The sequence below is a fragment of the Mycobacterium neglectum genome, assembly GCF_002591975.1.
Lineage (GTDB): Bacteria > Actinomycetota > Actinomycetes > Mycobacteriales > Mycobacteriaceae > Mycobacterium > Mycobacterium neglectum.
In genome coordinates this window covers 1-22267 of the sequence record NZ_NVQE01000062.1, presented here as the reverse complement: position 1 = coordinate 22267, position 22267 = coordinate 1, and the positions used below count along the sequence as shown (strand labels likewise).

Here is a 22267-nt window from a genome sequence, read left to right as displayed (position 1 = left end):
CTCGTGGGCTCGTAGATGTGTATCAGAGGCAGCTCCCCGGCCGGCGTCTTCTTCGGGGCCATCGCCGCCCGCGTCGCCGCCGCAACCGGCGAAGGCCGCGAAGAAGACGCCGGCCAAGAAGTCCCCCGCCAAAGCTGCGAAGAAGGCCGCCCCCGCTAAGAAGGCCCCGGCCAAGAAAGCACCGGCCAAGAAGGCGCCCGCCAAGAAGGCGCCCGCGCCGCCTGCGAAGTTGGCGGACACCAACGGCGACCTGGCTTCGGCGGCGAAGGAAGCCGCGGCCAAGGCGAAAGCCACGGTGGCCACGGCGAGCAACCCGGTGTCCGGACCGGCGCCGGTGCCATTCATCGGCCCCGAGCCGTCGCGGCTGCCGATCGCTGCGGCCATCGCAGCCGGCCTGCTGGCCATCCTGGTGGTGCTGATCATGCGCCGCGGCTCTGACGAGGGCTGAATCGAATTCGCTTGACCCTCACGTGACGTCAGGGTCGATAGTGGCGCTATGGACGTGCGAACAGTCGGCGCGGTAGCCGCCCTCACCGCTGTCTCGGTGCGCACGCTGCATCACTACGACCACATCGGTTTGGTGGTACCCAGCGTCCGCACCCCGGCGGGGTACCGCGGCTACACCGACGCCGACATCGAACGGCTGCACCTCGTGCTGGTGTACCGCGCGGCGGGGCTTCCGCTGGATGAGATCCACGTTCTGCTCGATGACGCAGAGGTCGACGGGCTGACCAGGCTGCAACGCCAGCACGCCCTGCTCATCGAGCGGGCCGAAAGTCTGCAGCGCACTATCAAGGCAGTGGAGGAACTCATGAACGCGCATCGCAGCGGCATTCAGCTGTCCGCCGAGGAACAGGTCGAGATCTTCGGGACCATAGCATTCGGCGAGGAGTACGCGGTCGAAGCCGAGCAGCGCTGGGGCGACACCGACGAATGGAAGCAGTCCCGGCAGCGGGTCGCCCAGCTGACGAAACAGGGCTGGATCGATATCAAGGCCGAAGGGGACGCGCTGCTGCACGATCTGGCGGCCGCCAAGCGGGCCGGCGTGCGCCCCGGCACACCGGAGGCCGACGCACTGGCCGCACGGCACCGCGCGAGTATCGAGCGCTTCTACGACTGCGGTGGCGAGATGCACCGCGGACTGGTGCAGATGTACCTGGCCGACGATAGGTTCGCGGCGTATTACGACGACGTCGAACCGGGCTTGGCCCAATTCGTGCACGACGTGGTGATCGCTAGCATCACGGCGTGAGCATCGAACCGCGCCCCACTGCCGACCTCGTCGACGACATCGGGCCCGACGTCCGCAGCTGCGATCTGCAGTTCCGTCAGTTCGGCGGGAGGTCCGAGTTCGCCGGACCGATCACCACGGTGAAATGCTTTGAGGACAATGCCCTGCTGAAATCAGTACTGTCCGAACCGGGTAACGGCGGTGTACTGGTCATCGACGGCGGCGGCTCAATACACGCCGCACTGGTCGGCGACGTCATTGCCGGCCTCGGCGTCGACAACGGCTGGGCCGGAATCATCATCAACGGTGCGGTACGGGACTCGTCGACCCTGCGCACACTCGACATCGGAGTCAAAGCAATCGGCACCAACCCCCGAAAAAGCACGAAAGCCGGTGACGGTCAACGTGATGTGGCCGTCGAGTTCGGCGGCGTACTTTTCGCGCCTGGCGAGATTGCCTACAGCGACGACGACGGCATAGTCGTAGTCGCCGCGGAGTGACCTAAGCCGAAGCCGTCACCGGCGCACGGTGTTTGGTGAAATGCAGCGCCTCATCGGAGACCTTCCCGTGCCGGATCAGACGTAGATCCAGCAGATAGTTCTGCTTCAGCCGCCACGGCGCTACATGTCCCGACTTGGGCAGGTAGTCCAACGCCCGCAAGACGTAGCCAGGGGTGAAGTCCATCAGCGGAGCCTCGTCGACGCTGTTGCCCGGATGCTGCGGTTCGACGGTGTCAAAGCCCTTGGCATCCATGTAGTTGAGCACGCGGCAGACGAACTCCGAAACCAGGTCGGCCTTCAACGTCCACGAAGCGTTGGTGTAGCCGATGGTGAATGCCAAGTTCGGCATATGCGTCAGCATCGTGCCCTTGTACGCCATCGTGTCGTTGAGTTCGATCGGCACGCCGTTGCGCTTGATCTCGGCACCGCCGAACAGCTGCAGGTTCAAACCCGTTGCTGTGACGATGATGTCGGCCTGCAGCTCCTCACCTGAGGCCAGCTTGATGCCGGTCTTGGTGAAGCGCTCGATGGCGTCGGTGACGACATCGGCCTTGCCCGCCTTGATGGTCTTGAACAGATCACCGTTGGGCGCCAGGCACAGCCGCTCGTCCCACGGGTTGTACTTGGGTCCGAAGTGCTTCTGCACGTCGTAGCCCTCGGGCAGACGCCGCTCCGCCATCGTCATCAGCGTCTTGCGCATGAAGTTCGGGAAACGCCTGGCGATCCGGTACTGCGCCGACTGGAACAGGATGCTCTTCCACCGGTTGACCACGTAGGCCGGCTTCTCGGGTAGCGACTTGTTCATCCGGACGGTGAACGGGTCGACATCGGGCAGCGCGCCGATGTACGTGGGTGAACGCTGCAGCATGGTCACGTGGCCGGCACCCGAGTTGGCCAGGGCCGGAATGAGAGTCACCGCAGTCGCACCACTGCCGATGACGACAATCTTCTTGTCTGCGTAGTCGAGGTCCTCGGGCCAATGCTGCGGGTGAATGATTGTGCCCGCGAAGTCCTCGGAGCCGACGAACTCCGGCGTGTAACCCTGGTCGTAGTTGTAATAGCCACTGGCCGCAAACAGGAACGACGCGGTGATCTCACGCTCCTCACCGTCGGTCTCCACGCGGACCGTCCAGCGGTTGTCGGAGTCTGACCAGTCCGCACTGAGGACCCGGTGGCCGTAGCGGATGTGCTTGTCGATGCCGTACTCGGCGACCGTCTCCTTGAGGTACGACATGATCGATGGCCCGTCGGCGATCGCCTTCTCCGAGGTCCACGGCTTGAACCGGAAGCCCAGCGTGAACATGTCGGAGTCCGAGCGGATGCCGGGGTACTTGAACAGGTCCCAGGTGCCGCCGAGATTCTCCCGGCGCTCCAGGATCGCGTAACTCTTGGAGGGGCAGCGGTCCTGCAGGTGCCAGGCGGCGCTGATGCCGGAGATGCCGGCTCCCACGATGACGACATCAAGGTGTTCGCTCATGGTACCGGAGCGTATCAACGGCGTGTTGAGATAGTCAACAGTATGTTGAGTATCTCAACACCGTGTAAAGTCACTACTTGTGACCGCCGCCAGCCGACCCCGCGCGACGCGTGCCCGTCGTTCGACGCGGCCGTCCGGCGACGACCGTGAGCTGGCGATACTCACGACGCTCGAGGATCTGCTCGAAGATCGCCAGCTGGCCGATATCTCGGTCGACGACCTCGCCAAGGGAGCGGGTCTGTCCCGGCCGACCTTCTACTTCTACTTCCCATCCAAGGACGCGGTGCTCCTGACGCTGATGACCCGCATCATCGCGGAGGCCGACGAGCGCGCCGATCAGGCGCTCGGCCCGACAGATGCCGGCGTCGACCCGGCAGGCTCATGGCGCGCCATCAACGCTCTGTTCAAGTCGTTTGGCGAGCATCGCTCGGTGATGCTCGCCGGATGGGCATCCAGGCCCACCAACGCCGAGATGCAGTCACTGTGGTCGACGTTCATGCAGAAGTGGATCGACTACACCACCGACTCGATCCAGACCGAGCGTGACCGCAACGCCGCGCCCGATACCGTGCCGGCCAGGGATCTTGCGATCGCACTCAACCTGATGAACGAGCGCACGATGTTCGCGGCCTACGCGGCCGAGAAGGACTCGATCGCCCACGGCCAGATCGTGAACACGCTGGCGCACATCTGGGTGACGAGCATCTACGGCACGGTCCCCAACTAGTCACACCTCGATGCGAACATATGTTCGTGTCAGCGGTTGGGTCATCAGCCAGCATCCTGCACGCTGATCTCGATTCCTTCTACGCGTCGGTCGAACAGCGTGACGATCCTGCGCTGCGCGGACGGCCGGTGATCGTCGGCGGCGGCGTTGTGCTCGCGGCCAGTTACGAGGCCAAGGCCTACGGCGTCCGGACCGCGATGGGTGGTCGCCAGGCGCGCGCACTGTGCCCCCATGCCATCGTCGTGCCGCCACGGATGTCGGCGTACTCCGACGCCAGCCGCGCCGTGTTCGACGTCTTCGATGACACCTCACCGGTCGTCGAGCCCCTCAGCGTCGACGAGGCATTCCTCGACGTCTCCGGCCTCTTACGGGTTTCGGGCACACCGGTGGAGATCGGCGCACAGTTGCGTTCCGCGGTGCGCGACCGGGTGGGGCTCCCGATCACCGTCGGTATCGCCCGCACCAAATTCCTGGCCAAGGTCGCGAGCCAGGAGGCGAAGCCAGACGGACTGCTGCTCGTTCCGCCCGATCGTGAACTCGCGTTCCTGCACCCGCTGCCGGTGCGACGGCTATGGGGCGTCGGCGCCAAGACGGCCGAGAAGCTCCACGCGCACGGGATCGAGACGGTGGCCGATGTCGCCGAACTGTCCGAGTCGACGCTGGCATCGCTCGTCGGTGGAGCCATGGGCTATCGGCTGTTTGCGTTGTCCCGCAACATCGACCGGCGCCGGGTGGTGACGGGCGTCCGCCGTCGTTCGGTCGGTGCGCAGCGCGCGCTCGGCAGGCGTGGCAACTCGATGTCAGCGGCAGAGGTCGACGCTGTCATCATCAATCTGGTCGACCGCATCACCCGCCGCATGCGCAAGGCGGGCCGCACCGGACGAACTGTTGTGCTGCGCCTGCGTTTTGACGATTTCGGCCGCGCGACCCGGTCCCACACCATGCCGCGGGCGACAGCGTCCACAGACATGATCCTCGATACCGCGCGCTCACTCGTCACGGCGGCCGCTCCGCTGATCGCCGAACGAGGCCTCACCCTGGTCGGTTTCTCGGTATCCAACATCGACCGCCATGGCGCGCAGCAGTTGGAGCTGCCATTCCCACCCGCGCACGATCGCGACGCCCTAGCGCTGGACGACGCCGTCGACCAGGTGCGCAAGCGCTACGGCAATGCCGCCGTCATGCGCGGTGCCCAGCTCGGCCGCGACCCCGGCCTCGAAATGCCGCTGCTGCCGGATTAGGCGAGTTCTAGGAGCGGGTCCAGCCCAACAGCTTCTCCGCGGGCCACGCATTGACGATCCGTTCTACGGGCACCCCCGCGTCAAGCGCGCGTTGGGCGCCATAGCCGAGGAACTCCAGCTGCCCGGGCGCATGCGAATCGGTGTCGATGGAGAACACACAGCCGATCTCGAGCGCGAGATTCAGCAGGCGGGTCGGGGGATCACGCCGCTCGGGCCGCGAATTGATCTCAACGGCGGTGCCGTTGTCGCGGCACGCGGTGAACACCTTCTCGGCGTCGAACTTCGATTCGGGCCGCACTCCTCGACCGCCGGTCACCAACCGTCCGGTGCAATGGCCCAGCACATCGGTATGCGGATTGGCCACGGCCTTGAGCATGCGGCGGGTCATCGCCGTCGAATCCATGGACAGCTTGGAATGCACGCTGGCCACCACGACGTCGAGGCGCTCGAGCAGTTCGTCCTCCTGATCGAGCGCCCCGTCGTCGAGAATGTCGACCTCGATACCGGTGAGGATTCGCATCGGCGCGACCATGTCACGGATCTCGTCGATCACGTCCAGTTGCTCACGAAGCCGCTCGGGCGAGAGCCCGTTGGCGACGCGCAGCCGCGGTGAGTGGTCGGTCAGGGCGCAGTACTCGTGGCCCAATTCCTTTGCCGCCAGCATCATCTCCTCGATCGGCGCCGAGCCATCTGACCAGTTCGAGTGCACATGAAGATCGCCGCGCAGGGCCGCGCGGACATCGCCGCCCCCGAGATCGGCTGCATTCGACCGCAATTCGACAAGCGCATCGGGCTCGCGACCGGCCCACGCCTGCGCAATGACCTTCGCCGTCTTGGGGCCGACCCCGGATAGCGACTGCCAGCTGTTCGCCGCACCGTGACGCTCCCGCTCGGCATCAGAAAGTCCCTCGACGGTATCGGCGGCGTTCCGGTAGGCCATCACCCGGCGGGGATCTTCGCGCGCCCGGTCCTTGTAGTACGCAATCTGGCGCAGGGCGATGACCGGATCCATGGCTTTCAGTGTGCCCGGTCAGGGCGTACGCCACGCGTGACGGCGAATGCGCAGTTTGCGTCGCCGTGCTGGCTCTAGCTAGCATGGATTGATAAATCCTTCAATCCATCAATTTGTCAGGTCGCCGAATGCCGCAGCGCGTCCCGGATAGTCCCGAGCTACCCCTCTACGAAATCAAGGCCAACTTGTTCAAGGCGCTCGCCCATCCTGCGCGCATCCGTGTGCTCGAAATCCTGTCGGCGAACGACAGCGCGACGTCGGTCGGCGAGATCCTCGCCGAAACCGACCTGGAACCGACTCTGTTGTCGCAACACCTGGCTGTCCTCAAGCGACATCGCGTGGTCAAGGCGCAGCGCGTTGGCAATGCGGTGTATTACGAGCTCGCGCATCCGAAGATCTCCGAACTGCTGGTCATCGCGAGGGCCTTCCTCGCCGACGTGCTCGGTGCGCAACGCGACCAATGGGAAGCACTCAAGACACTGCCGCCCGTCGGACGAAGCAAGTGATCGCTGCCACCATGGGTGGTATCGCGCGCCTACTGCCGAACCGCCGCGACTACACCGAACTACGGTCGTCATGGCGGCGCGACGTCCTGGCCGGCGTGACCGTAGCCGTCGTCGCGTTGCCGCTGGCGCTGGCCTTCGGTCTCAGTTCCGGCGTCGGTGCGGCCGCTGGGCTCATCACCGCTGTGGTGGCCGGTCTGGTTGCCGCGGTGTTCGGTGGATCGCACGTGCAGGTTTCCGGCCCGACGGGCGCGATGGCGGTGGTACTGGCGCCTGTCGTCGTCCAATTCGGTCTGGCCAGCGTTGCGTTGGTAACGGTGCTCGCCGGCCTGCTTGTGTTCGCAGCCGGTCTCACCGGCCTGGGCCGGGCCGTCACATTCATCCCGTGGCCAGTCATCGAGGGCTTCACGCTCGGCATCGCGGCGATCATCTTCCTTCAACAAGTACCCGCTGCATTCGCGCACGGCGCCCTGGCCGGTACCCGCACGCTGCCTGCAGCGTGGACCGCCGTCACCAACGCCGATTGGGCGTCCGCTGCGAAAACCCTTGGTGTGGTGACGCTTGTCGCCGTATTGATGGTGATCCTCCCGCGTCTGCACCGAGGTATCCCGGAATCGCTCACAGCCGTGATCGTCGCAACGATGGCCGTCGCCGCGTTGGGGATCTCCGTTGCCACCATCGGTGAACTGCCATCGCACCTACCCGCACCGGTACTGCCACACGTCGATACGGGAGCCATGCGCACGCTGGTCGGCGCCGCGATGGCGATCGCGGCATTGGCGGCAATCGAGTCACTATTGTCCGCACGGGTCGCTGCCACGATGGCGTCGACGGGTCCCTACGATCCCGACCGCGAATTGGTCGGCCAGGGCCTGGCTTCCATTGCCTCGGGCGCGTTCGGCGGTATGCCGGCTACCGGCGCAATCGCGCGTACCGCCGTCAACGTCCGCTCTGGTGCGCGCACGCGAGTATCGGCGATCGTGCATTCGCTCGTACTGCTGTCGGTCGTATATTTGGCGACGGGGCCTGTTTCGGCAATCCCGTTGTCCGCCTTGGCAGGTGTACTCATGGTGACCTCGTTCCGAATGATCTCAGCCGGTACCGTCCGCAAGATCCTGCGCTCCACCCGATCAGACGCGCTGACCTTCATACTCACTGCCGTCATCACGGTGTGCTTCGATCTGGTCGAAGCCGTCGAGATCGGGATAGTCGTTGCGGCGTTTTTCGCATTGCGCGCCGTGGCTCGCCGCAGCAGCGTGGTCCGCGAGGACCTTCCGGATCCCTATCGGCCTGGTGACGAGCAGATCGCGCTTCTACGGCTGGATGGAGCGATGTTTTTCGGTGTGGCCGAACGTATCTCGAACGCCATCGTCGACGCCGACCACCCCCACACATCCGTGGTCATCATCCGGATGTCCCAGCTGGGCATGTTGGATGCGACCGGCGCGCACACGCTTGCACAGATTTCCACCGAGCTGGAGGCTCGGGGCATCACGGTCATCATCAAGGGTGTTCAGGGCGAACACATGGACCTGTTGACCAACGTCGGCGTCTTCGAGACACTTCGCCACGAGAACCACCTGCTGGACACGCTCGATGAAGCCATCTGCCATGCCCGTACTCATGTGGCTCGTCAGCCACACTGACGTCGGGCCGTGCTCAGCCTCCACTCCACGCAGGGTCCCGGCCGGTCATCCCGACAATCCGGTCCAGCACCGGCGCCTCGTCCGCGACCGGCACCGCGCGGTCGAACAGACCCTCGACCGGTTCGTCGGCGGCGAACTGCGCGACATGCGGCAACACTGCCTCGGCGGTGGCGGCGTCGATGCTGTAGGGCTGGCCGGTGGCCCGGGCCAGATCCCACCCGTGCACCACCACTTCCGTCAACGCGACCATCCCCGCCACTTCACCGGGAAAGTCGACGCCGCCGGCCCGGCTCATGCCCTGCCAAGCAGCCGGATCGTCGAACGCAGCGGCCAGCTCGGCGAGATGTTGCGGGTAGGCGGTGCGCCAGTCATCGTCGAGGGCTCCGTCGAAGGTCGGAGGCGTGTCGGTCAGCGGGCCGAAGTCCTTGCGTGCCGCAGCGGTGAACGCCAGAGCAAGGCCACCGACGTGCGCCACCAATTCATCGACGGGCAGCTTCTCGCACGGGGTGGATGCGCTCAGCTGATCATCGGTCACGTTCGCCAACACCTGGGCTGTGCGTTGGCAGGCTGCAGTCATATCGATCATGTCCGTACTGACCGGCACGGTGGCCAGAACTCATCGCTCGCCGAGCACCCGCGTCGCGCCGTCGACAAAAGCGGACACCTGGCTCCTGGCGCCGCCGGCGAAGAACAACAACTCGTCGCCCGCCTCGAGCACGTCGTCTGGCTTCGGGAACACTATCCCGCTCTCACGAATCACGATCGCCAACGCGGCGTTCTCCGGCAGTGGAAGATCCCGCATCTGCCGTCCGACCAACCGATCCCCCTCAGGCAGCGTCAGTTTCGCCAGGCTCACCTGTCCCTGCCGCAGCTCCATCAGCCGCACGACATGACCGATGTCGATGGCGCCTTCGATCGCGGCGACCAGCGCCGCGGGAGCCGATACGGCAACGTCGACGCCCCATGACTCGGTGAACAGCCACGCGTTGCGCATGTCGTTGACCCTCGCGACCACCCGATCCACCCCGAACTCGGTCTTGGCCAGCAGTGACGCCGTCAGGTTCACCTTGTCGTCGCCGGTCGCGGCGATCACCACATCGCAGGTTTCGATCCCGGCGTCCTCGAGCGAGGTCAGCTCGCAGGCATCCGCCAGCAGCCAGTCCGCCTTCGCCACCGTCTGCGGTTCGTAGTGGCGGATATTGTGTTCGATGAGCAGCACCTTGTGGCCGTAGCCGAGCAGTTCCTGGGCGACGGATCTACCGACGGCCCCGGCACCGGCGATGCCGATGCGCATTTTGCGCCGCTCATCAACACGCGCCGACTCCTCGGTGACTCGGCGCGTCAGTCGGAACACCGGTTCATCGTCGCACCTGAGCACCGCCCTCGGCTGCCGTGGTAGGTGTTTACTGCACTTCAAAGACCACCACCGCAGTCCCGGACGGGGATCAAATGACCTTGCAGCAGCTGTATCTCATGCTGCTGGCCGGTGGGCTCGTGCTGTTGGCTAGCATCGTCGCCACCCGGGCGGCCAGCCGGGTGGGGCTTCCCAGCCTGCTGTTGTTCCTCGGCGTCGGCGTCATCGTCGGCGAGGACGGGCTCGGTCTGCACTTCGACAACTACCTGCTCGCCGACCACCTCGGCACCATCGCACTGGCGATCATCCTCGTTGAAGGCGGTCTCACGACTCGGTTCTCCGATGTGCGGAAGGTGCTGGCACCCGCCGGGGCGTTGGCGACGGTGGGTGTCGGCGTCAGCATGGCGGTAACCGCCGCAGGCGCACATCTGTTGCTCGGCATCGATTGGCAGCTGGCAGTGCTTCTGGGCGCCGTCGTTTCCGTCACCGACGCCGCAGCCGTATTCTCGGTGCTGCGCGTTGTACCCCTGCCCCGCCGGGTGGCGGGTCTGCTCGAGGCCGAGTCCGGATTCAACGACGCTCCCGCCGTCATCCTCGTCCTGATGTTCAGCGTGACGCCCCTTGAGCTGTCCGCGGGGCACGCTCTCGCCCAAATTGTCTACGAGCTGGTGGCGGGTGCCGCGATCGGGCTGGGCTGCGGATTTCTTGGCTCAATAGCTCTGCGCCGCATCGCTCTTCCCGCCTCCGGGCTGTATCCGCTGGCGACCTTCGGTCTCGGCATGGTCGCGTTCGCCGCCGCGGGCAGCGCCCACGCCAGTGGATTCCTCGCCGCGTATCTTTCCGCTGTCGTACTCGCCAATACCGGGCTTCCCCACCGCGCGGCGACTCGCTCGTTCGCGGAGGGACTCGGCTGGCTGGCCCAGATCGGCCTGTTCGTGCTGCTCGGCCTCCTCGTCGATCCCAGCGATCTGGGCGCCGAGTTGGCGGCGGGAATCGTCATCGGCCTGGTTCTGCTCTTGATTGCGCGGCCGCTGTCGGTGTTCGTCTCGCTGATCTGGTTCCGCGTGCCCTGGCGCGAGCAAGTCTTCGTATCGTGGGCCGGTCTTCGCGGCGCGGTGCCAATTGTGCTGGCGACCTTCCCGATCGTCGCGGGGGTCGAGGACAGCATCCGCATCCTCAACATCGTGTTCATCCTGGTGGTGGTGTACACCCTGGTTCAGGGGCCCAGCCTGCACTTTCTGGCGCACCGGTTGGGTCTGATCCCGAAGGAAGCCACCCGCGAGCTCCAGGTCGAGGCAGCGCCACTCGATGTGCTCGATGCAGAGCTGCTGACGATGACGGTGCAGGATCCGTCGCGGTTGCACAACGTGACGGTCCTCGAGTTGCGGCTGCCCGATCCGAGCGTGATCACCCTCATCATCCGGGACGGCCACACGTTCGTCCCGCAGCCCGACACCCGCATCGCCATCGGTGACGAACTGCTGATCGTCACCACCACCAAGACCCGGGCTGCGGCCGAACGCCGGCTTCGGGCGGTCAGTCGCCGGGGCAAGCTGGCGCACTGGTTCGACGAATTCGGCGAAGCCGAATAGAAGGCCGGAGTCGGCGAAGCCGAATAGAAGGCCGGAGTCGGCGAAGCCGACTGACGCGCTCACAGCTCGCAAGCAGGAAACGGGGACTAGCCTGGATGCAGTGAGATTCGCATTCAAGACTTCCCCGCAGAACACCAATTGGGCCGACATGCTGGCCATCTGGCAGACCGCCGACGACATCGAGGTCTTCGAGTCCGGCTGGACCTTTGACCACTTCTATCCGATCTTCTCGGATTCCACCGGGCCGTGCCTGGAGGGCTGGATCACGCTGACCGCGCTCGCCCAGGCGACCAAGCGGCTCCGCGTCGGCGTGCTCGTCACGGGAATTCATTACCGTCATCCCGCCGTGCTCGCCAATATGGCTGCCGCGCTGGACATCGTCTCCAACGGTCGCCTGGAACTCGGTATCGGCGCCGGGTGGAACGAGGAGGAGTCTGGCGCCTACGGCATCGAACTCGGCTCCATCAAGGAACGCTTCGATCGGTTCGAGGAAGCGTGCGAGGTGTTGACGAGTCTGTTGTCGAAGGAGTCGACGACTTTCGACGGAAAGTTCTATCAGCTCAAGGACGCTCGCAATGAGCCCAAGGGCCCCCAGCAGCCGCACCCGCCAATTGCATCGGCGGCAGTGGCGAGAAGCGCACGCTCAAGATCACCGCCCGCTACGCCCAGCACTGGAACTTCGTGGGCGGTCCCCCGGCAGAGTTCGCCCGCAAGCGCGATGTGCTCGCCGGGCACTGCGCGGATATCGATCGCGATCCCAGGGAGATCATGTTGTCGGCCCACGTCCGCCTCGGCGAGGACCGCAACTACGGCAAGGTCATCGGGGAGGCCGCGGCGCTGGGCGCGGAAGGGCTGGACCTGGCGATCGTCTACCTGCCGCCGCCGTACGACACGGCAGTGCTGGAGCCACTCGCCAACGAGATCAGGGCGTCGGGCCTGCTAGACAGCAAATAAGATTGACGGTCACGGAAATATAACGATTCGGCAAAGGAAGGGTCACGCGGCGGTCTGCGCCATCAATGGCGGGACCAGAGTTCGCTAGACGCCGAAGCGAACCAGTTCGTCGGCGGTGATCAACCGCTCCGCCTTGGCCGGGAATTCACGGCACTTCAGGGGATGTCGGAACAGTGACCAGGCGATTCGATTCACCCGTGACCGAGATAGCGAATTGAGATACACAGTGCTAACTCCTGCGTCGATACCGATAGCTGCTCGGGGCCTTACCCTAGCGCAATGGCCCCATTTAGTCATTAAAACTCGGCGGGTTGGCAAACGGAACGAGGCGCGCCGAAAAATCATCTGATGATTCTGCAGTGACTGATGTGACTAATGTGACTCGCTGAGTGTTCCGAGAATTTGTCCGATTCGCTCCTATTGAGCAGCGTCTCGCGGCGGTTAGCGCTGCGGAACGTCCGTGGGTTTGATCGGTGCGGGAAGCGCCGTACTGCCGATCAAGTAGCGGTCGACACCGGCCGCCGCGGCGCGCCCCTCGGCGATCGCCCAAACGATCAGTGACTGGCCGCGGCCCATATCGCCGGCCACGAAGATGCCAGGCACCTTCGTGGCGAAATCCTTGTCGCGCGCGACATTGCCACGATCGGTGAAGTCGACGCCGAGCTCCGTCAGCAACCCCTCCCGCTCCGGACCGACGAAGCCCATCGCCAAGAGCACCAGATCGGCGTCCAGCTCGAAGTCACTGCCGTCGACCTTCTCGAACTTGCCCGCCTGCATCTCGACTTCGTGGCCGCGCAGCTTCGTGACCCGGCCGTCGCTGCCGAGGAACTCCTCGGTGTTGACCGAATAGACGCGTTCGCCGCCCTCCTCGTGGGCGGACGTCACCCGGAACATCAGCGGGTAGACCGGCCACGGGGTGCTGTCGGCGCGCTCTTCTGGTGGGCGCGGCATGATCTCGAACTGGTGCACGCTTTTCGCACCCTGTCGGTGCGAGGTGCCCAGGCAGTCGGCGCCGGTGTCGCCGCCTCCGATGATGATCACGTTCTTGCCCTTGGCCGTGATCGGCGGCTCGCCGTCCTCACCGAGGACATCATCATCGCCCTGCTGGACGCGGTTGGCCCACGGCAGGAACTCCATCGCCTGATGTATGCCGTCGAGTTCCCGGCCCGGGATGGGCAGGTCGCGCCATGCGGTCGCGCCACCGGCAAGCACCACGGCGTCGTAGTTCAGCCGCAGCTGCGCGACGGTGATGTCGACGCCGACGTTCACGCCGGGCCGGAACTGCGTGCCCTCGGCCTCCATCTGCTCGAGACGCCGATCGATGTGGCGCTTCTCCATCTTGAACTCGGGGATGCCGTAGCGCAGCAGACCGCCGATGCGGTCCTCGCGTTCGAAGACCGTCACGGCATGTCCAGCGCGCGTCAGCTGTTGAGCGGCGGCTAGGCCTGCCGGTCCGGAGCCGACGACGGCAACTTTCTTGCCAGTGAGCTTGTCCGGCGGCAGCGGGACGACCCAGCCTTCTTCGAAGGCCTTATCGATGATCTCGACCTCGATCTGCTTGATCGTGACCGGATCCTGGTTGATACCAAGCACGCACGAGCCTTCGCACGGAGCCGGGCACAGCCGCCCGGTGAACTCAGGGAAGTTGTTGGTGGCGTGCAGCCTCTCGATCGCGTCGCGCCAGCGGTCGTTGCGCACGAGGTCGTTCCATTCGGGGATCAGATTCCCTAACGGGCATCCGTTGTGGCAGAACGGAATACCGCAATCCATGCAGCGTGATGCCTGTACGCGCAGCGTGTCATGGGGGAAGTCCTCGTAGACCTCTTTCCAGTCGAGAAGGCGCAACGGGACCGGCCGCCGTGGCGGCGTCTCGCGCTTGGTGTGCTTGAGAAAGCCGCGGGGATCAGGCATTGGCGGCCGCCATGATCGCCTCATCGACGTTCTCGCCGGAAGCTTCAGCGTCCGCGATGGCCTTCAGCACCCGCTTGAAGTCGCGGGGCATCACCTTGGTGAAGTGCTTCACTTTGTTGTCCCCGTCGCTCAGAATGAGCTGTCCGACAGCGGAATCGGTGGCATCGACATGGGCCAGGAGCATTTCGTGCAGCCACTGAAGATCCTCGTCGTCGAGGTCCTCGAGTTCCACCATCTCAGAATTGAGGTTCTCACCCAACGTGTTGTCGGGATCGTAGACATAGGCGATACCGCCGGACATGCCCGCCGCGAAGTTACGGCCGGTGGGGCCCAGGATCGCGATCTTGCCGCCGGTCATGTACTCGCATCCGTGGTCGCCGACACCCTCCACGACCGCGTGCGCGCCGGAGTTGCGCACCGCAAACCGCTCGCCCACCTGACCACGAATGAACGCCTGGCCGCTCGTGGCGCCGAAGAGAATGACATTGCCGGCGATGATGTTGTCCTCGGCGACGTACTCGGCCGGTGCATCGTCGGACGGACGCACCACGATCCGTCCACCGGACAATCCCTTGCCGACGTAGTCGTTGGCTTGCCCGTACACACGCAGCGTGATGCCCTTCGGGACGAACGCGCCGAAGCTGTTGCCCGCCGAGCCGTCGAAGGTGATGTCGATGGTGCCGTCCGGAAGCCCCTGGCCGCCGTACGCCTTGGTCACCTCATGGCCGAGCATCGTGCCGACTGTGCGGTTGACGTTGGCGATCGTCGTCGAAAAGCGGACGGGTGATCCGGAATCCAGCGCTTCGCGGCACATCACGATCAGTTGCTGATCCAACGCCTTGTCCAGCCCATGGTCCTGGCTTGAGCTGCAGTAGAGGTCCTGGTTCATGAAGGCCGACTCAGGCTCGTGCAGCACGGGTGCGAGGTCCAGCTTGTAGGCCTTCCAGTGCTCGGCCGCTTTCGTGGTGTCCAGGGCTCCGACCTGCCCAACCATCTCGTTGACGGTCCGGAAGCCCAACTGGGCCATCATCTCCCGCACCTCTTCGGCGATGTACATGAAGAAGTTCTCGACGAACTCCGGCTTGCCCTCGAACCGCTGGCGCAGTACGGGATTCTGGGTCGCCACGCCGACGGGGCAGGTGTCGAGGTGGCAGACACGCATCATGACGCAACCCGAGACCACCAAAGGTGCGGTGGCGAAGCCGAACTCCTCGGCGCCGAGCAGCGCGGCGACGACGACGTCCCGGCCGGTTTTGAGCTGACCATCGACCTGCACCACGATGCGGTCGCGAAGACCGTTGAGCAGCAACGTCTGTTGGGTTTCGGCGAGACCGAGTTCCCACGGCGCGCCCGCGTGCTTCTGCGACGTGAGCGGGGTCGCGCCCGTGCCGCCGTCGTGACCGGAGATCAGCACGACGTCGGCGTGCGCCTTCGACACACCCGCCGCCACGGTGCCGACTCCATTCTCGCTCACCAGCTTCACGTGGACGCGCGCCTGCGGATTGGAGTTCTTCAGGTCGTGGATCAGCTGCGCAAGATCCTCGATCGAGTAGATGTCGTGGTGCGGCGGCGGGGAGATCAGTCCGACGCCTGGCGTAGAGTGCCGCACCTCGGCCACCCACGGATACACCTTGTTGCCCGGAAGCTGCCCGCCCTCACCGGGTTTGGCCCCCTGGGCCATCTTGATCTGGATGTCGGTGCAGTTGGACAGGTAGTGGCTGGTGACACCGAACCGGCCGGACGCCACCTGCTTGATGGCGCTGCGGCGCCAGTCGCCGTTCTCGTCGCGGTCGAAGCGCTGCACGGCCTCGCCGCCCTCGCCCGAGTTCGACCGTCCGCCAAGGCGGTTCATCGCGATTGCCAGCGTCTCGTGGGCCTCGGCCGAGATCGAGCCGTAGCTCATTGCCCCAGTGGAGAACCGCTTGACGATCTCGCTGGCCGGCTCCACCTCGTCCAGCGGTACGGGAGCGCGCTCGCCGTCCTTGAACTTGAGCAGACCGCGCAGCGAGGCCATCCGCTCACTCTGATCGTCGATCAGGGCGGTGTACTCCTTGAAGATCGAGTACTGACCGGTGCGGGTGGAGTGCTGGAGCTTGAACACCGTGTCAGGGTTGAAGAGGTGGTACTCGCCCTCGCGGCGCCACTGATACTCGCCGCCGACCTCGAGTTCGCGGTGCGCCCACTCGTCGGGGCGATCCAGATACGCGAGCGCGTGCCGGGTGGCGACGTCGTCGGCGATGTCGTCGAGATCGATGCCGCCGACGGGACACGTCAGCCCGGTGAAGTACTCGTCGAGCAGCGGCTGGCTGATCCCGATGGCCTGGAACAACTGCGCACCGGTGTAGGACGCCAGCGTGGAGATGCCCATCTTGGACATCACCTTCAGCACGCCCTTACCAGCCGCCTTGACGTAGTTGGCCTTCGCCTGGTCGCTGGAGATGCCGGTGATCACGCCACGGTCGACCATGTCCTCGATCGACTCGAACGCCATGTAGGGGTTGATCGCGGCGGCGCCGAACCCAACCAGGCACGCCATGTGGTGCACCTCGCGGGCATCGCCGGCCTCGACGACGAGCCCGACCTGGGTGCGGGTCCGGTCGCGAACGAGGTGGTGATGCACGGCCGAGACGCTCAGCAGCGACGGGATCGGCGCCATCTGCTCGTTGGACTCGCGGTCGGACAGGACGATGATTCGAGCGCCCTCACGGATGGCCGCCGACACCTTGGCACGGACGTTGTCGAGCGCCTCCTTCAGACCCTGCCCGCCGCGATTCACCGGGTAGAGACATCGGATGACGGCTGCGCGCATGCCGTGCTTGTGGCCGCGGATCTCGTGGTCGGGGTCGACGCACATCAGCTTCGACAGTTCGGCGTTACGCAGGATCGGCTGCGTCAGCACGATCTGTCGGCACGAGTCGGCGTTGGGGTTGAGCAGGTCGCCCTCGGGGCCGACGGTGCCCTGCAGGCTGGTCACCACCTCTTCGCGGATGGCGTCGAGCGGCGGATTGGTGACCTGTGCGAATAGCTGCTGAAAGTAGTCGTAGAGCATCCGCGGCCGCTGGGAGAGCACAGCCACCGGAGTATCGGTACCCATCGAGCCCAGCGGCTCGGCTCCGGTGCGCGCCATCGGCGCGACGAGCAGGTTGAGCTCTTCGTAGGTGTAGCCGAATGCCTGCTGGCGCAACACGACCCGGTGATGCGGCATGCGTACGTAGTCGCCGGCCGGCAGATCCTCGATCTTGAAGAGTCCGGCGTCCAGCCACTCCTGGTACGGGTGCTCGGCGGCGAGTTCGGCCTTGATCTCCTCGTCATCGACGATGCGGCCCTGCGCGGTGTCGACCAGGAACATCCGGCCGGGCTGCAGGCGCATCTTCCTGACGACGGTCGACGGGTCCAGGTTCAGCACGCCGGCCTCCGACGCCATCACCACCAGACCGTCCTCGGTGACCTCGATGCGCGACGGGCGCAGGCCGTTGCGGTCCAGCACAGCGCCGATCACGGTGCCGTCGGTGAACGTCATCGACGCGGGGCCGTCCCACGGTTCCATCAGCGATGCGTGGTACTCGTAAAACGCGCGCCGGGTCGGGTCCATCGACTCGTTGCGCTCCCAGGCCTCGGGAATCATCATCAGCACGGCGTGCGGAAGGCTGCGGCCGCCGAGGTGGAGCAATTCGAGCACCTCGTCGAAGCGCGCGGTATCCGAAGCGCCCGGGGTGCACACCGGGACGACCTTGTCGAGACCCTGTTCGCCGAACACGCCCGTCTTGATCAGCGCCTCGCGCGCCCGCATCCAGTTCTCGTTGCCGGTGACGGTGTTGATCTCGCCGTTGTGGGCGATCCGTCGGAACGGGTGGGCAAGCGGCCACGACGGGAATGTGTTGGTCGAGAACCGTGAGTGCACGATGCCCAGCGCACTGGTGAGCCGATCGTCCTGCAGATCCAGGTAGAACGCCTTGAGCTGCGGTGTCGTCAGCATGCCCTTGTAAACCAGGGTCTGGCCCGAAAGGCTTGGGAAATAGACCGTTTCGCGGCCGGGGCCGTCCTGCCCGGGACCCTTGGTCCCCAGTTCGTGCTCGGCGCGCTTGCGCACCACATAGGCGCGGCGCTCCAGGTCCATTCCGGAGGCGCCGGCGATGAACACCTGCCGGAACGTCGGCATCGCATCGCGGGCCAGGGCGCCCAGCGACGAATCGTCGGTGGGCAGTTCGCGCCAGCCCAACACCTCGAGCCCCTCGGCCTCGGCGATCTTCTCCACCGATTCGCAGGCGGTGGCGGCGTCCTTGGACGATTGCGGCAGGAAGGCGATGCCGGTGGCATAGCTGCCGTACTCCGGAAGCTCGAACGAGGCGCCCTGGCCCTTCAGGACCTCTCGCAGAAATTCGTCCGGGACCTGCAGCAGAATTCCCGCGCCGTCACCGGTGTGCGGTTCAGCGCCCTGGGCGCCGCGGTGCTCGAGGTTCACCAGGGCAGTGATGGCGGCATCGACGATGGCCCGGCTGCGGCGACCGTGCATGTCCGCGACCATGGCCACGCCACACGCGTCGTGCTCAAACGCGGGGTTGTACAGCCCTTGACTTCTGGGCGCCATTCCCACCTACCTTTTCCGCACGTCTAACGGAGATTCCGCCGGCCAACCATCGAGGACGGCCTTTGGCCGTTCCAGCGAGGGCGGTTCCTTCGTGCAGCACTGAACGACGGCCCAATTCCCACTCGCCATAAGTGGTCAAAACGATATGACAAATGAGACGTGACACGCCAACTTAGGACCACCTAACTACAGGTTTCGGGCCCGTTCGCGACGCGAGCGAATCGGGCGGCGCGATTCAACGAAATACATTGCTGCCGTGGATGTTTGGGCTGCAGTTCCGATCGAGAGCCAGAATGCGAAGCAGATCGCGCTGTCGGGCCCCGTCTCCGTTTGATTTGCTGTGTATCAATTACGGCTCGTTGTACAGGTCTTATTAGGCTGGACAGATTTGCGCAAAGCCTAGCCAGATTCTTAGAGAACGGTCTGCACACTCGACTCGGGCCGTAGGTCCAGCCTGCGCAGCAATTGGGCGTTGGCGGCCACCACCACCGTCGACGCCGACATCAAGATCGCACCCACCGACATCGGCAGCACAAACCCGATCGGGGCCAAGACGCCCGCCGCGAGCGGCACCGAGATCAGGTTGTATCCCGCTGCCCACCAGAGGTTTTGCTGCATTTTGCGGTAGGTCGCCTTCGACAACACGATCACCGACAGCACCGACCGGGGGTCAGAGCTCGCGAGGATCACGCCGGCCGAGGCGATCGCCACGTCGGTGCCTGCGCCGATCGCGATGCCCACATCCGCCTGGGCCAGAGCCGGGGCATCGTTGACACCATCCCCGACAAAGGCCACTCCATGTCTCCCGCCCCGCCGCCCATCGAGCCCTTCGGCCTGGAGCTCTGCCACCTTCGCGGCCTTTTCGCCTGGTCGAATGCCTGCGAACACCCTGTCGATGCCCAGGTCGTCGGCCACCGAGCGGGCCACCGACTCGGCGTCGCCTGTGATCATCACCACCTCGATACCCAGCCGGTGCAGCGCGTCGACGGCCTGGCGGGATTCCGGGCGGACCTCATCGGCCAGCTTGAGGGCCCCGACCACCTCGCCGTCGACCAGTACGTGCAGCACGATCGCGCCCTCGTCGCGCCACGGCAGCACGGCGCGCAGCTCTGTCTGGCCCGCCTCGTCCAGCAGTCGGGGGCCTCCGACCCGGACCCGGTGTCCGTCCACCGCCGCCTCGACGCCGACCGCGGGCGACGAATTGAACCCCGACGACCGCGGAACCGACAATCCGCGCCTGCGGGCGGCCTCGACGATCGCACGGGCCAGGGGGTGCTCGGAATCGGTCTCCGCGGCTGCGGCCAGTGCCAGTACCCGATCCTCTGAAACGTCGGCCACCGCGCTGGTCGCAATCGCGGTCACGGTCGGCTCGCCCTTGGTCAGCGTCCCGGTCTTGTCGAAAAGCACCGCACCGACGGTGCGCATGCTCTCGAGCGCGAGCCGGTCCTTGATCAGGACGCCGCCGCGGGCGGCGCGCTCCGTCGCGATCGATACCACCAGCGGGATCGCCAGCCCCAGCGCATGTGGGCATGCGATCACCAGGACCGTGATCGTGCGCACCACCGCATCGTCGGGTTGCCCGAGCAGGGTCCACGCGATGGCCGTGACGATCGCGGCGCCAAGTGCGAACCAGAACAGCCAGCCCGCGGCCCTATCTGCCAGACGCTGCGCTCGCGAAGACGAGTTCTGCGCCTCGGTCACCAGCCGCTGGATCCCCGCCAGTGCGGTGTCGTCACCGACGGCGGTCACCGCGACCCGCAGCCCAGAGTCGGTGGCGACCGTGCCCGCGATGACGTGATCACGCACGCTCCGGCGCACCGGGCGGGATTCGCCGGTCACCATCGACTCGTCGACATCTGCCGATCCGTCGACGATCTCGCCGTCGGCGGGCACGCTGCCGCCGGGCCGCACGAGGACCACGTCACCGACGCGCAGTTCGGAAGGCGCGACCGTCTCCGTGCTATTTCCATCGTCACCCACCAGGCGCTCGGCCTCATCGGGCAGCAGGGCTGCAAGTGAGTCCAGTGCCGAGGTGGTCTGCGCCAGTGACCGCATCTCGATCCAGTGGCCGAGCAGCATGATCACGATCAGCAGCGCCAGTTCCCACCAGAAGTCGAGCTGGTGGTTCAAGAGGCCAAGGCTGGCACCCCACGACGAGACGAACGCGACCGTGATGGCCAGGCCGATCAGCAGCATCATTCCCGGTGCGCGCGAACGGATCTCACTGACGGCGCCGGTCAGAAACGGCCGACCACCCCAGGCGTACATCACCGTGCCGAGCACCGGGGACACCCACTGCGCACCGGGGAACGTCGGCACCGGATAACCCAGAATCATCGCGAACATTCCCGACAGCGCCACCGTCGGAACGGCCAGCACGAGCATCACCCAGAACATTCGCCGGAAGACGGCGACATGGTCGCCATGTCCTCCGTGTCCCTGCCCGCCGTGGCCTTCGTGGTCCGCGGGCGCGTGATGCTGGGAGTGGTCTATCTCGGTCATGTCGCCGATCATATACCCCTAGGGGGTATATGGCCAGCGCGTGGGTCGGCCAATCTGTATTCCGATGTCCCACCCGTTGAACACCCCGTTGGGCCGCTTCGGCATCGTGACGTCCGAGGACGGTCCCGACGGCTGCGTGGCATCGATACCCGCAGGCGAGATGGTCAATCCGCTGACCGGCACGCTCACGATCGCGCCGCTGGCGATGCTGGTCGACCACGTCGGCGGGCTGGTCAACCACCACCGGCGCGCTGACGGCGAGTGGACGGTCTCCAGCGAGTTGTCGTTCGAGGTCCGCCCCGACGCGGTCAATGTCATCGGCCAAGCCCCCGATGAACCGGTGGCCGCGACCTCGCGACCGTTCGGCGCCAAGTGCGACGTCGCACTGGGCCTGTGTGAGTTGACCCATCGCGGCACGACGCTGGCCACCGCGACTGTGCGCTCCTTCTACATCAGCGTCCCGGGGCATCTCGCCGAATTCCCCGACGGACCGACGGGTCCGCTGCCGTCCGGCACGCTGAGCGGGCGAATGGCGGTCCGGGTCGCCGAGAGTGGCGGTGCGGCGAAGGCACTTCAGCAATTGCCCGATCCGGTGTTGAACAACAGCCTCGGCATCGTCCACGGCGGTGTATCGGCGATGGCACTCGAACTGGTCGCGTCAGCGGCGATCAACGCCGGACGCGAAGAACAGCCGCTGCGCACCGCATCGCTGCGGGTGAACTTCATCCGCCAGTTCCGCGCAGGTCCCGAATCGCGTTATGTCGGAACGGCTTTACGCGTGGGTCGCCGCAGCGGCATCGGCGAGGCACAGGCGATCGGTCCCGATGGGCACGTCGCCATCGTCGCCCGCCTCACCGCCTACGCGTAAGCGCCCAAAATCACCTTTCGCAGGGAAAATTCGACCTGATTTCAATGGGTGATTGCAACACTTCGCGTAGGAGTGTTGATGGCTCGTCCTTTGGTGTTGAAGTCAGTGCTGCGTCGGTACTGGGATTTGGTGGCCGAAGGGGTGCCGCCATGGGTGGCAGG

The 22267-nt window shown here is 65.5% G+C and carries 16 protein-coding genes and 1 pseudogene; 10 read left to right on the top strand and 7 right to left on the bottom strand.

Annotated elements, in window-relative coordinates; translation table 11 throughout:
• From CSQ99_RS31745 to rraA, 3 genes are all read left to right on the top strand, one after another.
• A partial coding sequence (locus tag CSQ99_RS31745; protein ID WP_281258521.1) for a hypothetical protein occupies nt 1-448 on the top strand: 448 nt, incomplete at its 5' end.
• A gap of 48 nt (nt 449-496) precedes the next feature.
• Entirely contained in the window at nt 497-1252 is a 756-nt protein-coding gene (locus CSQ99_RS28450; protein ID WP_099042341.1) for a MerR family transcriptional regulator, read from the top strand.
• Entirely contained in the window at nt 1249-1731 is a 483-nt protein-coding gene (rraA, locus tag CSQ99_RS28445; RefSeq protein WP_099042340.1) for a ribonuclease E activity regulator RraA, read from the top strand. Before CSQ99_RS28450 ends, rraA begins: the two co-directional genes overlap by 4 nt.
• A gap of 1 nt (nt 1732) precedes the next feature.
• Here rraA and CSQ99_RS28440 read toward each other — a convergent pair whose 3' ends face one another.
• Nucleotides 1733-3208, bottom strand: coding sequence for a flavin-containing monooxygenase (locus CSQ99_RS28440; RefSeq protein ID WP_099042339.1), 1476 nt, complete (start codon nt 3206-3208; stop codon nt 1733-1735).
• A gap of 79 nt (nt 3209-3287) precedes the next feature.
• On the opposite strand from CSQ99_RS28440, the gene CSQ99_RS28435 reads away from it, so the two are divergent.
• Together CSQ99_RS28435 and dinB are read left to right on the top strand one after the other, a co-directional pair.
• On the top strand, nt 3288-3935 hold the full coding sequence (locus CSQ99_RS28435; RefSeq protein ID WP_099042338.1) for a TetR/AcrR family transcriptional regulator: 648 nt from the start codon (nt 3288-3290) through the stop codon (nt 3933-3935).
• 20 nt (nt 3936-3955) lie between these two features.
• Nucleotides 3956-5176 carry a DNA polymerase IV gene (gene dinB / locus CSQ99_RS28430; protein ID WP_099042337.1) on the top strand — a complete coding sequence of 407 codons (1221 nt, stop codon included), beginning with the start codon at nt 3956-3958 and terminating at the stop codon, nt 5174-5176.
• Nucleotides 5177-5183: 7 nt separating this feature from the next.
• Here the strand turns inward: dinB and CSQ99_RS28425 are convergent, their stop codons facing one another.
• Nucleotides 5184-6188 carry a PHP domain-containing protein gene (locus CSQ99_RS28425; RefSeq protein WP_099042336.1) on the bottom strand — a complete coding sequence of 335 codons (1005 nt, stop codon included), beginning with the start codon at nt 6186-6188 and terminating at the stop codon, nt 5184-5186.
• 128 nt (nt 6189-6316) lie between these two features.
• Between CSQ99_RS28425 and CSQ99_RS28420 the strand changes: the two genes are divergently transcribed.
• Nucleotides 6317-6694, top strand: coding sequence for an ArsR/SmtB family transcription factor (locus CSQ99_RS28420; RefSeq protein ID WP_099042335.1), 378 nt, complete (start codon nt 6317-6319; stop codon nt 6692-6694).
• Between the two features lie 11 nt (nt 6695-6705).
• Nucleotides 6706-8337 carry a SulP family inorganic anion transporter gene (locus CSQ99_RS28415; RefSeq protein ID WP_099042343.1) on the top strand — a complete coding sequence of 544 codons (1632 nt, stop codon included), beginning with the start codon at nt 6706-6708 and terminating at the stop codon, nt 8335-8337.
• Between the two features lie 13 nt (nt 8338-8350).
• On the opposite strand, the gene CSQ99_RS28410 is transcribed toward CSQ99_RS28415, so the two are convergent.
• Nucleotides 8351-8923 (bottom strand): TIGR03086 family metal-binding protein, encoded by a 573-nt coding sequence (locus CSQ99_RS28410; RefSeq protein WP_099042334.1) that lies wholly within the window; start codon nt 8921-8923, stop codon nt 8351-8353.
• A 30-nt stretch (nt 8924-8953) separates the two neighbouring features.
• On the bottom strand, nt 8954-9631 hold the full coding sequence (locus CSQ99_RS28405) for a potassium channel family protein (protein WP_099042342.1): 678 nt from the start codon (nt 9629-9631) through the stop codon (nt 8954-8956).
• Between the two features lie 155 nt (nt 9632-9786).
• Here CSQ99_RS28405 and CSQ99_RS28400 point away from each other — a divergent pair, with 155 nt between their 5' ends.
• Together CSQ99_RS28400 and CSQ99_RS28395 are read left to right on the top strand one after the other, a co-directional pair.
• Nucleotides 9787-11283, top strand: a complete 1497-nt coding sequence (locus tag CSQ99_RS28400; RefSeq protein WP_099042333.1) for a potassium/proton antiporter — start codon at nt 9787-9789, stop codon at nt 11281-11283.
• A gap of 100 nt (nt 11284-11383) precedes the next feature.
• Nucleotides 11384-12237, top strand: a pseudogene (locus tag CSQ99_RS28395) (LLM class F420-dependent oxidoreductase).
• A gap of 441 nt (nt 12238-12678) precedes the next feature.
• Here the strand turns inward: CSQ99_RS28395 and CSQ99_RS28385 are convergent.
• The 3 genes from CSQ99_RS28385 to CSQ99_RS28375 all read right to left on the bottom strand — a co-directional run bounded on the left by CSQ99_RS28385 (nt 12679) and on the right by CSQ99_RS28375 (nt 21238).
• Nucleotides 12679-14148, bottom strand: coding sequence for a glutamate synthase subunit beta (locus CSQ99_RS28385; protein WP_099042332.1), 1470 nt, complete (start codon nt 14146-14148; stop codon nt 12679-12681).
• Nucleotides 14141-18736, bottom strand: a complete 4596-nt coding sequence (gene gltB, locus CSQ99_RS28380; RefSeq protein WP_099042331.1) for a glutamate synthase large subunit — start codon at nt 18734-18736, stop codon at nt 14141-14143. Before gltB ends, CSQ99_RS28385 begins: the two co-directional genes overlap by 8 nt.
• 411 nt (nt 18737-19147) lie before the next feature.
• A complete protein-coding gene (locus tag CSQ99_RS28375; protein WP_245909138.1) occupies nt 19148-21238 on the bottom strand; it encodes a heavy metal translocating P-type ATPase in 2091 nt (696 codons plus the stop codon).
• Nucleotides 21239-21302: 64 nt separating this feature from the next.
• Between CSQ99_RS28375 and CSQ99_RS28370 the strand changes: the two genes are divergently transcribed.
• Entirely contained in the window at nt 21303-22106 is an 804-nt protein-coding gene (locus CSQ99_RS28370) for a PaaI family thioesterase (RefSeq protein WP_099042329.1), read from the top strand.
• The last annotated feature ends 161 nt before the right edge of the window (nt 22107-22267 follow it).

Bases quoted from the DNA above. Each gene is read 5' to 3' on its own strand.
- CSQ99_RS28410 (WP_099042334.1), bottom strand. From the start codon at position 8,923: ATGATCGATATGACTGCAGCCTGCCAACGCACAGCCCAGGTGTTGGCG.
- gltB (WP_099042331.1), bottom strand. From the start codon at position 18,736: ATGGCGCCCAGAAGTCAAGGGCTGTACAACCCCGCGTTTGAGCACGAC.
- CSQ99_RS28420 (WP_099042335.1), top strand. From the start codon at position 6,317: ATGCCGCAGCGCGTCCCGGATAGTCCCGAGCTACCCCTCTACGAAATC.
- CSQ99_RS28385 (WP_099042332.1), bottom strand. From the start codon at position 14,148: ATGCCTGATCCCCGCGGCTTTCTCAAGCACACCAAGCGCGAGACGCCG.
- dinB (WP_099042337.1), top strand. From the start codon at position 3,956: ATGTTCGTGTCAGCGGTTGGGTCATCAGCCAGCATCCTGCACGCTGAT.
- CSQ99_RS28400 (WP_099042333.1), top strand. From the start codon at position 9,787: ATGACCTTGCAGCAGCTGTATCTCATGCTGCTGGCCGGTGGGCTCGTG.
- CSQ99_RS28370 (WP_099042329.1), top strand. From the start codon at position 21,303: ATGTCCCACCCGTTGAACACCCCGTTGGGCCGCTTCGGCATCGTGACG.
- CSQ99_RS28440 (WP_099042339.1), bottom strand. From the start codon at position 3,208: ATGAGCGAACACCTTGATGTCGTCATCGTGGGAGCCGGCATCTCCGGC.
- CSQ99_RS28405 (WP_099042342.1), bottom strand. From the start codon at position 9,631: ATGCGCATCGGCATCGCCGGTGCCGGGGCCGTCGGTAGATCCGTCGCC.
- CSQ99_RS28415 (WP_099042343.1), top strand. From the start codon at position 6,706: ATGGGTGGTATCGCGCGCCTACTGCCGAACCGCCGCGACTACACCGAA.
- CSQ99_RS28375 (WP_245909138.1), bottom strand. From the start codon at position 21,238: ATGACCGAGATAGACCACTCCCAGCATCACGCGCCCGCGGACCACGAA.
- CSQ99_RS28425 (WP_099042336.1), bottom strand. From the start codon at position 6,188: ATGGATCCGGTCATCGCCCTGCGCCAGATTGCGTACTACAAGGACCGG.
- CSQ99_RS28450 (WP_099042341.1), top strand. From the start codon at position 497: ATGGACGTGCGAACAGTCGGCGCGGTAGCCGCCCTCACCGCTGTCTCG.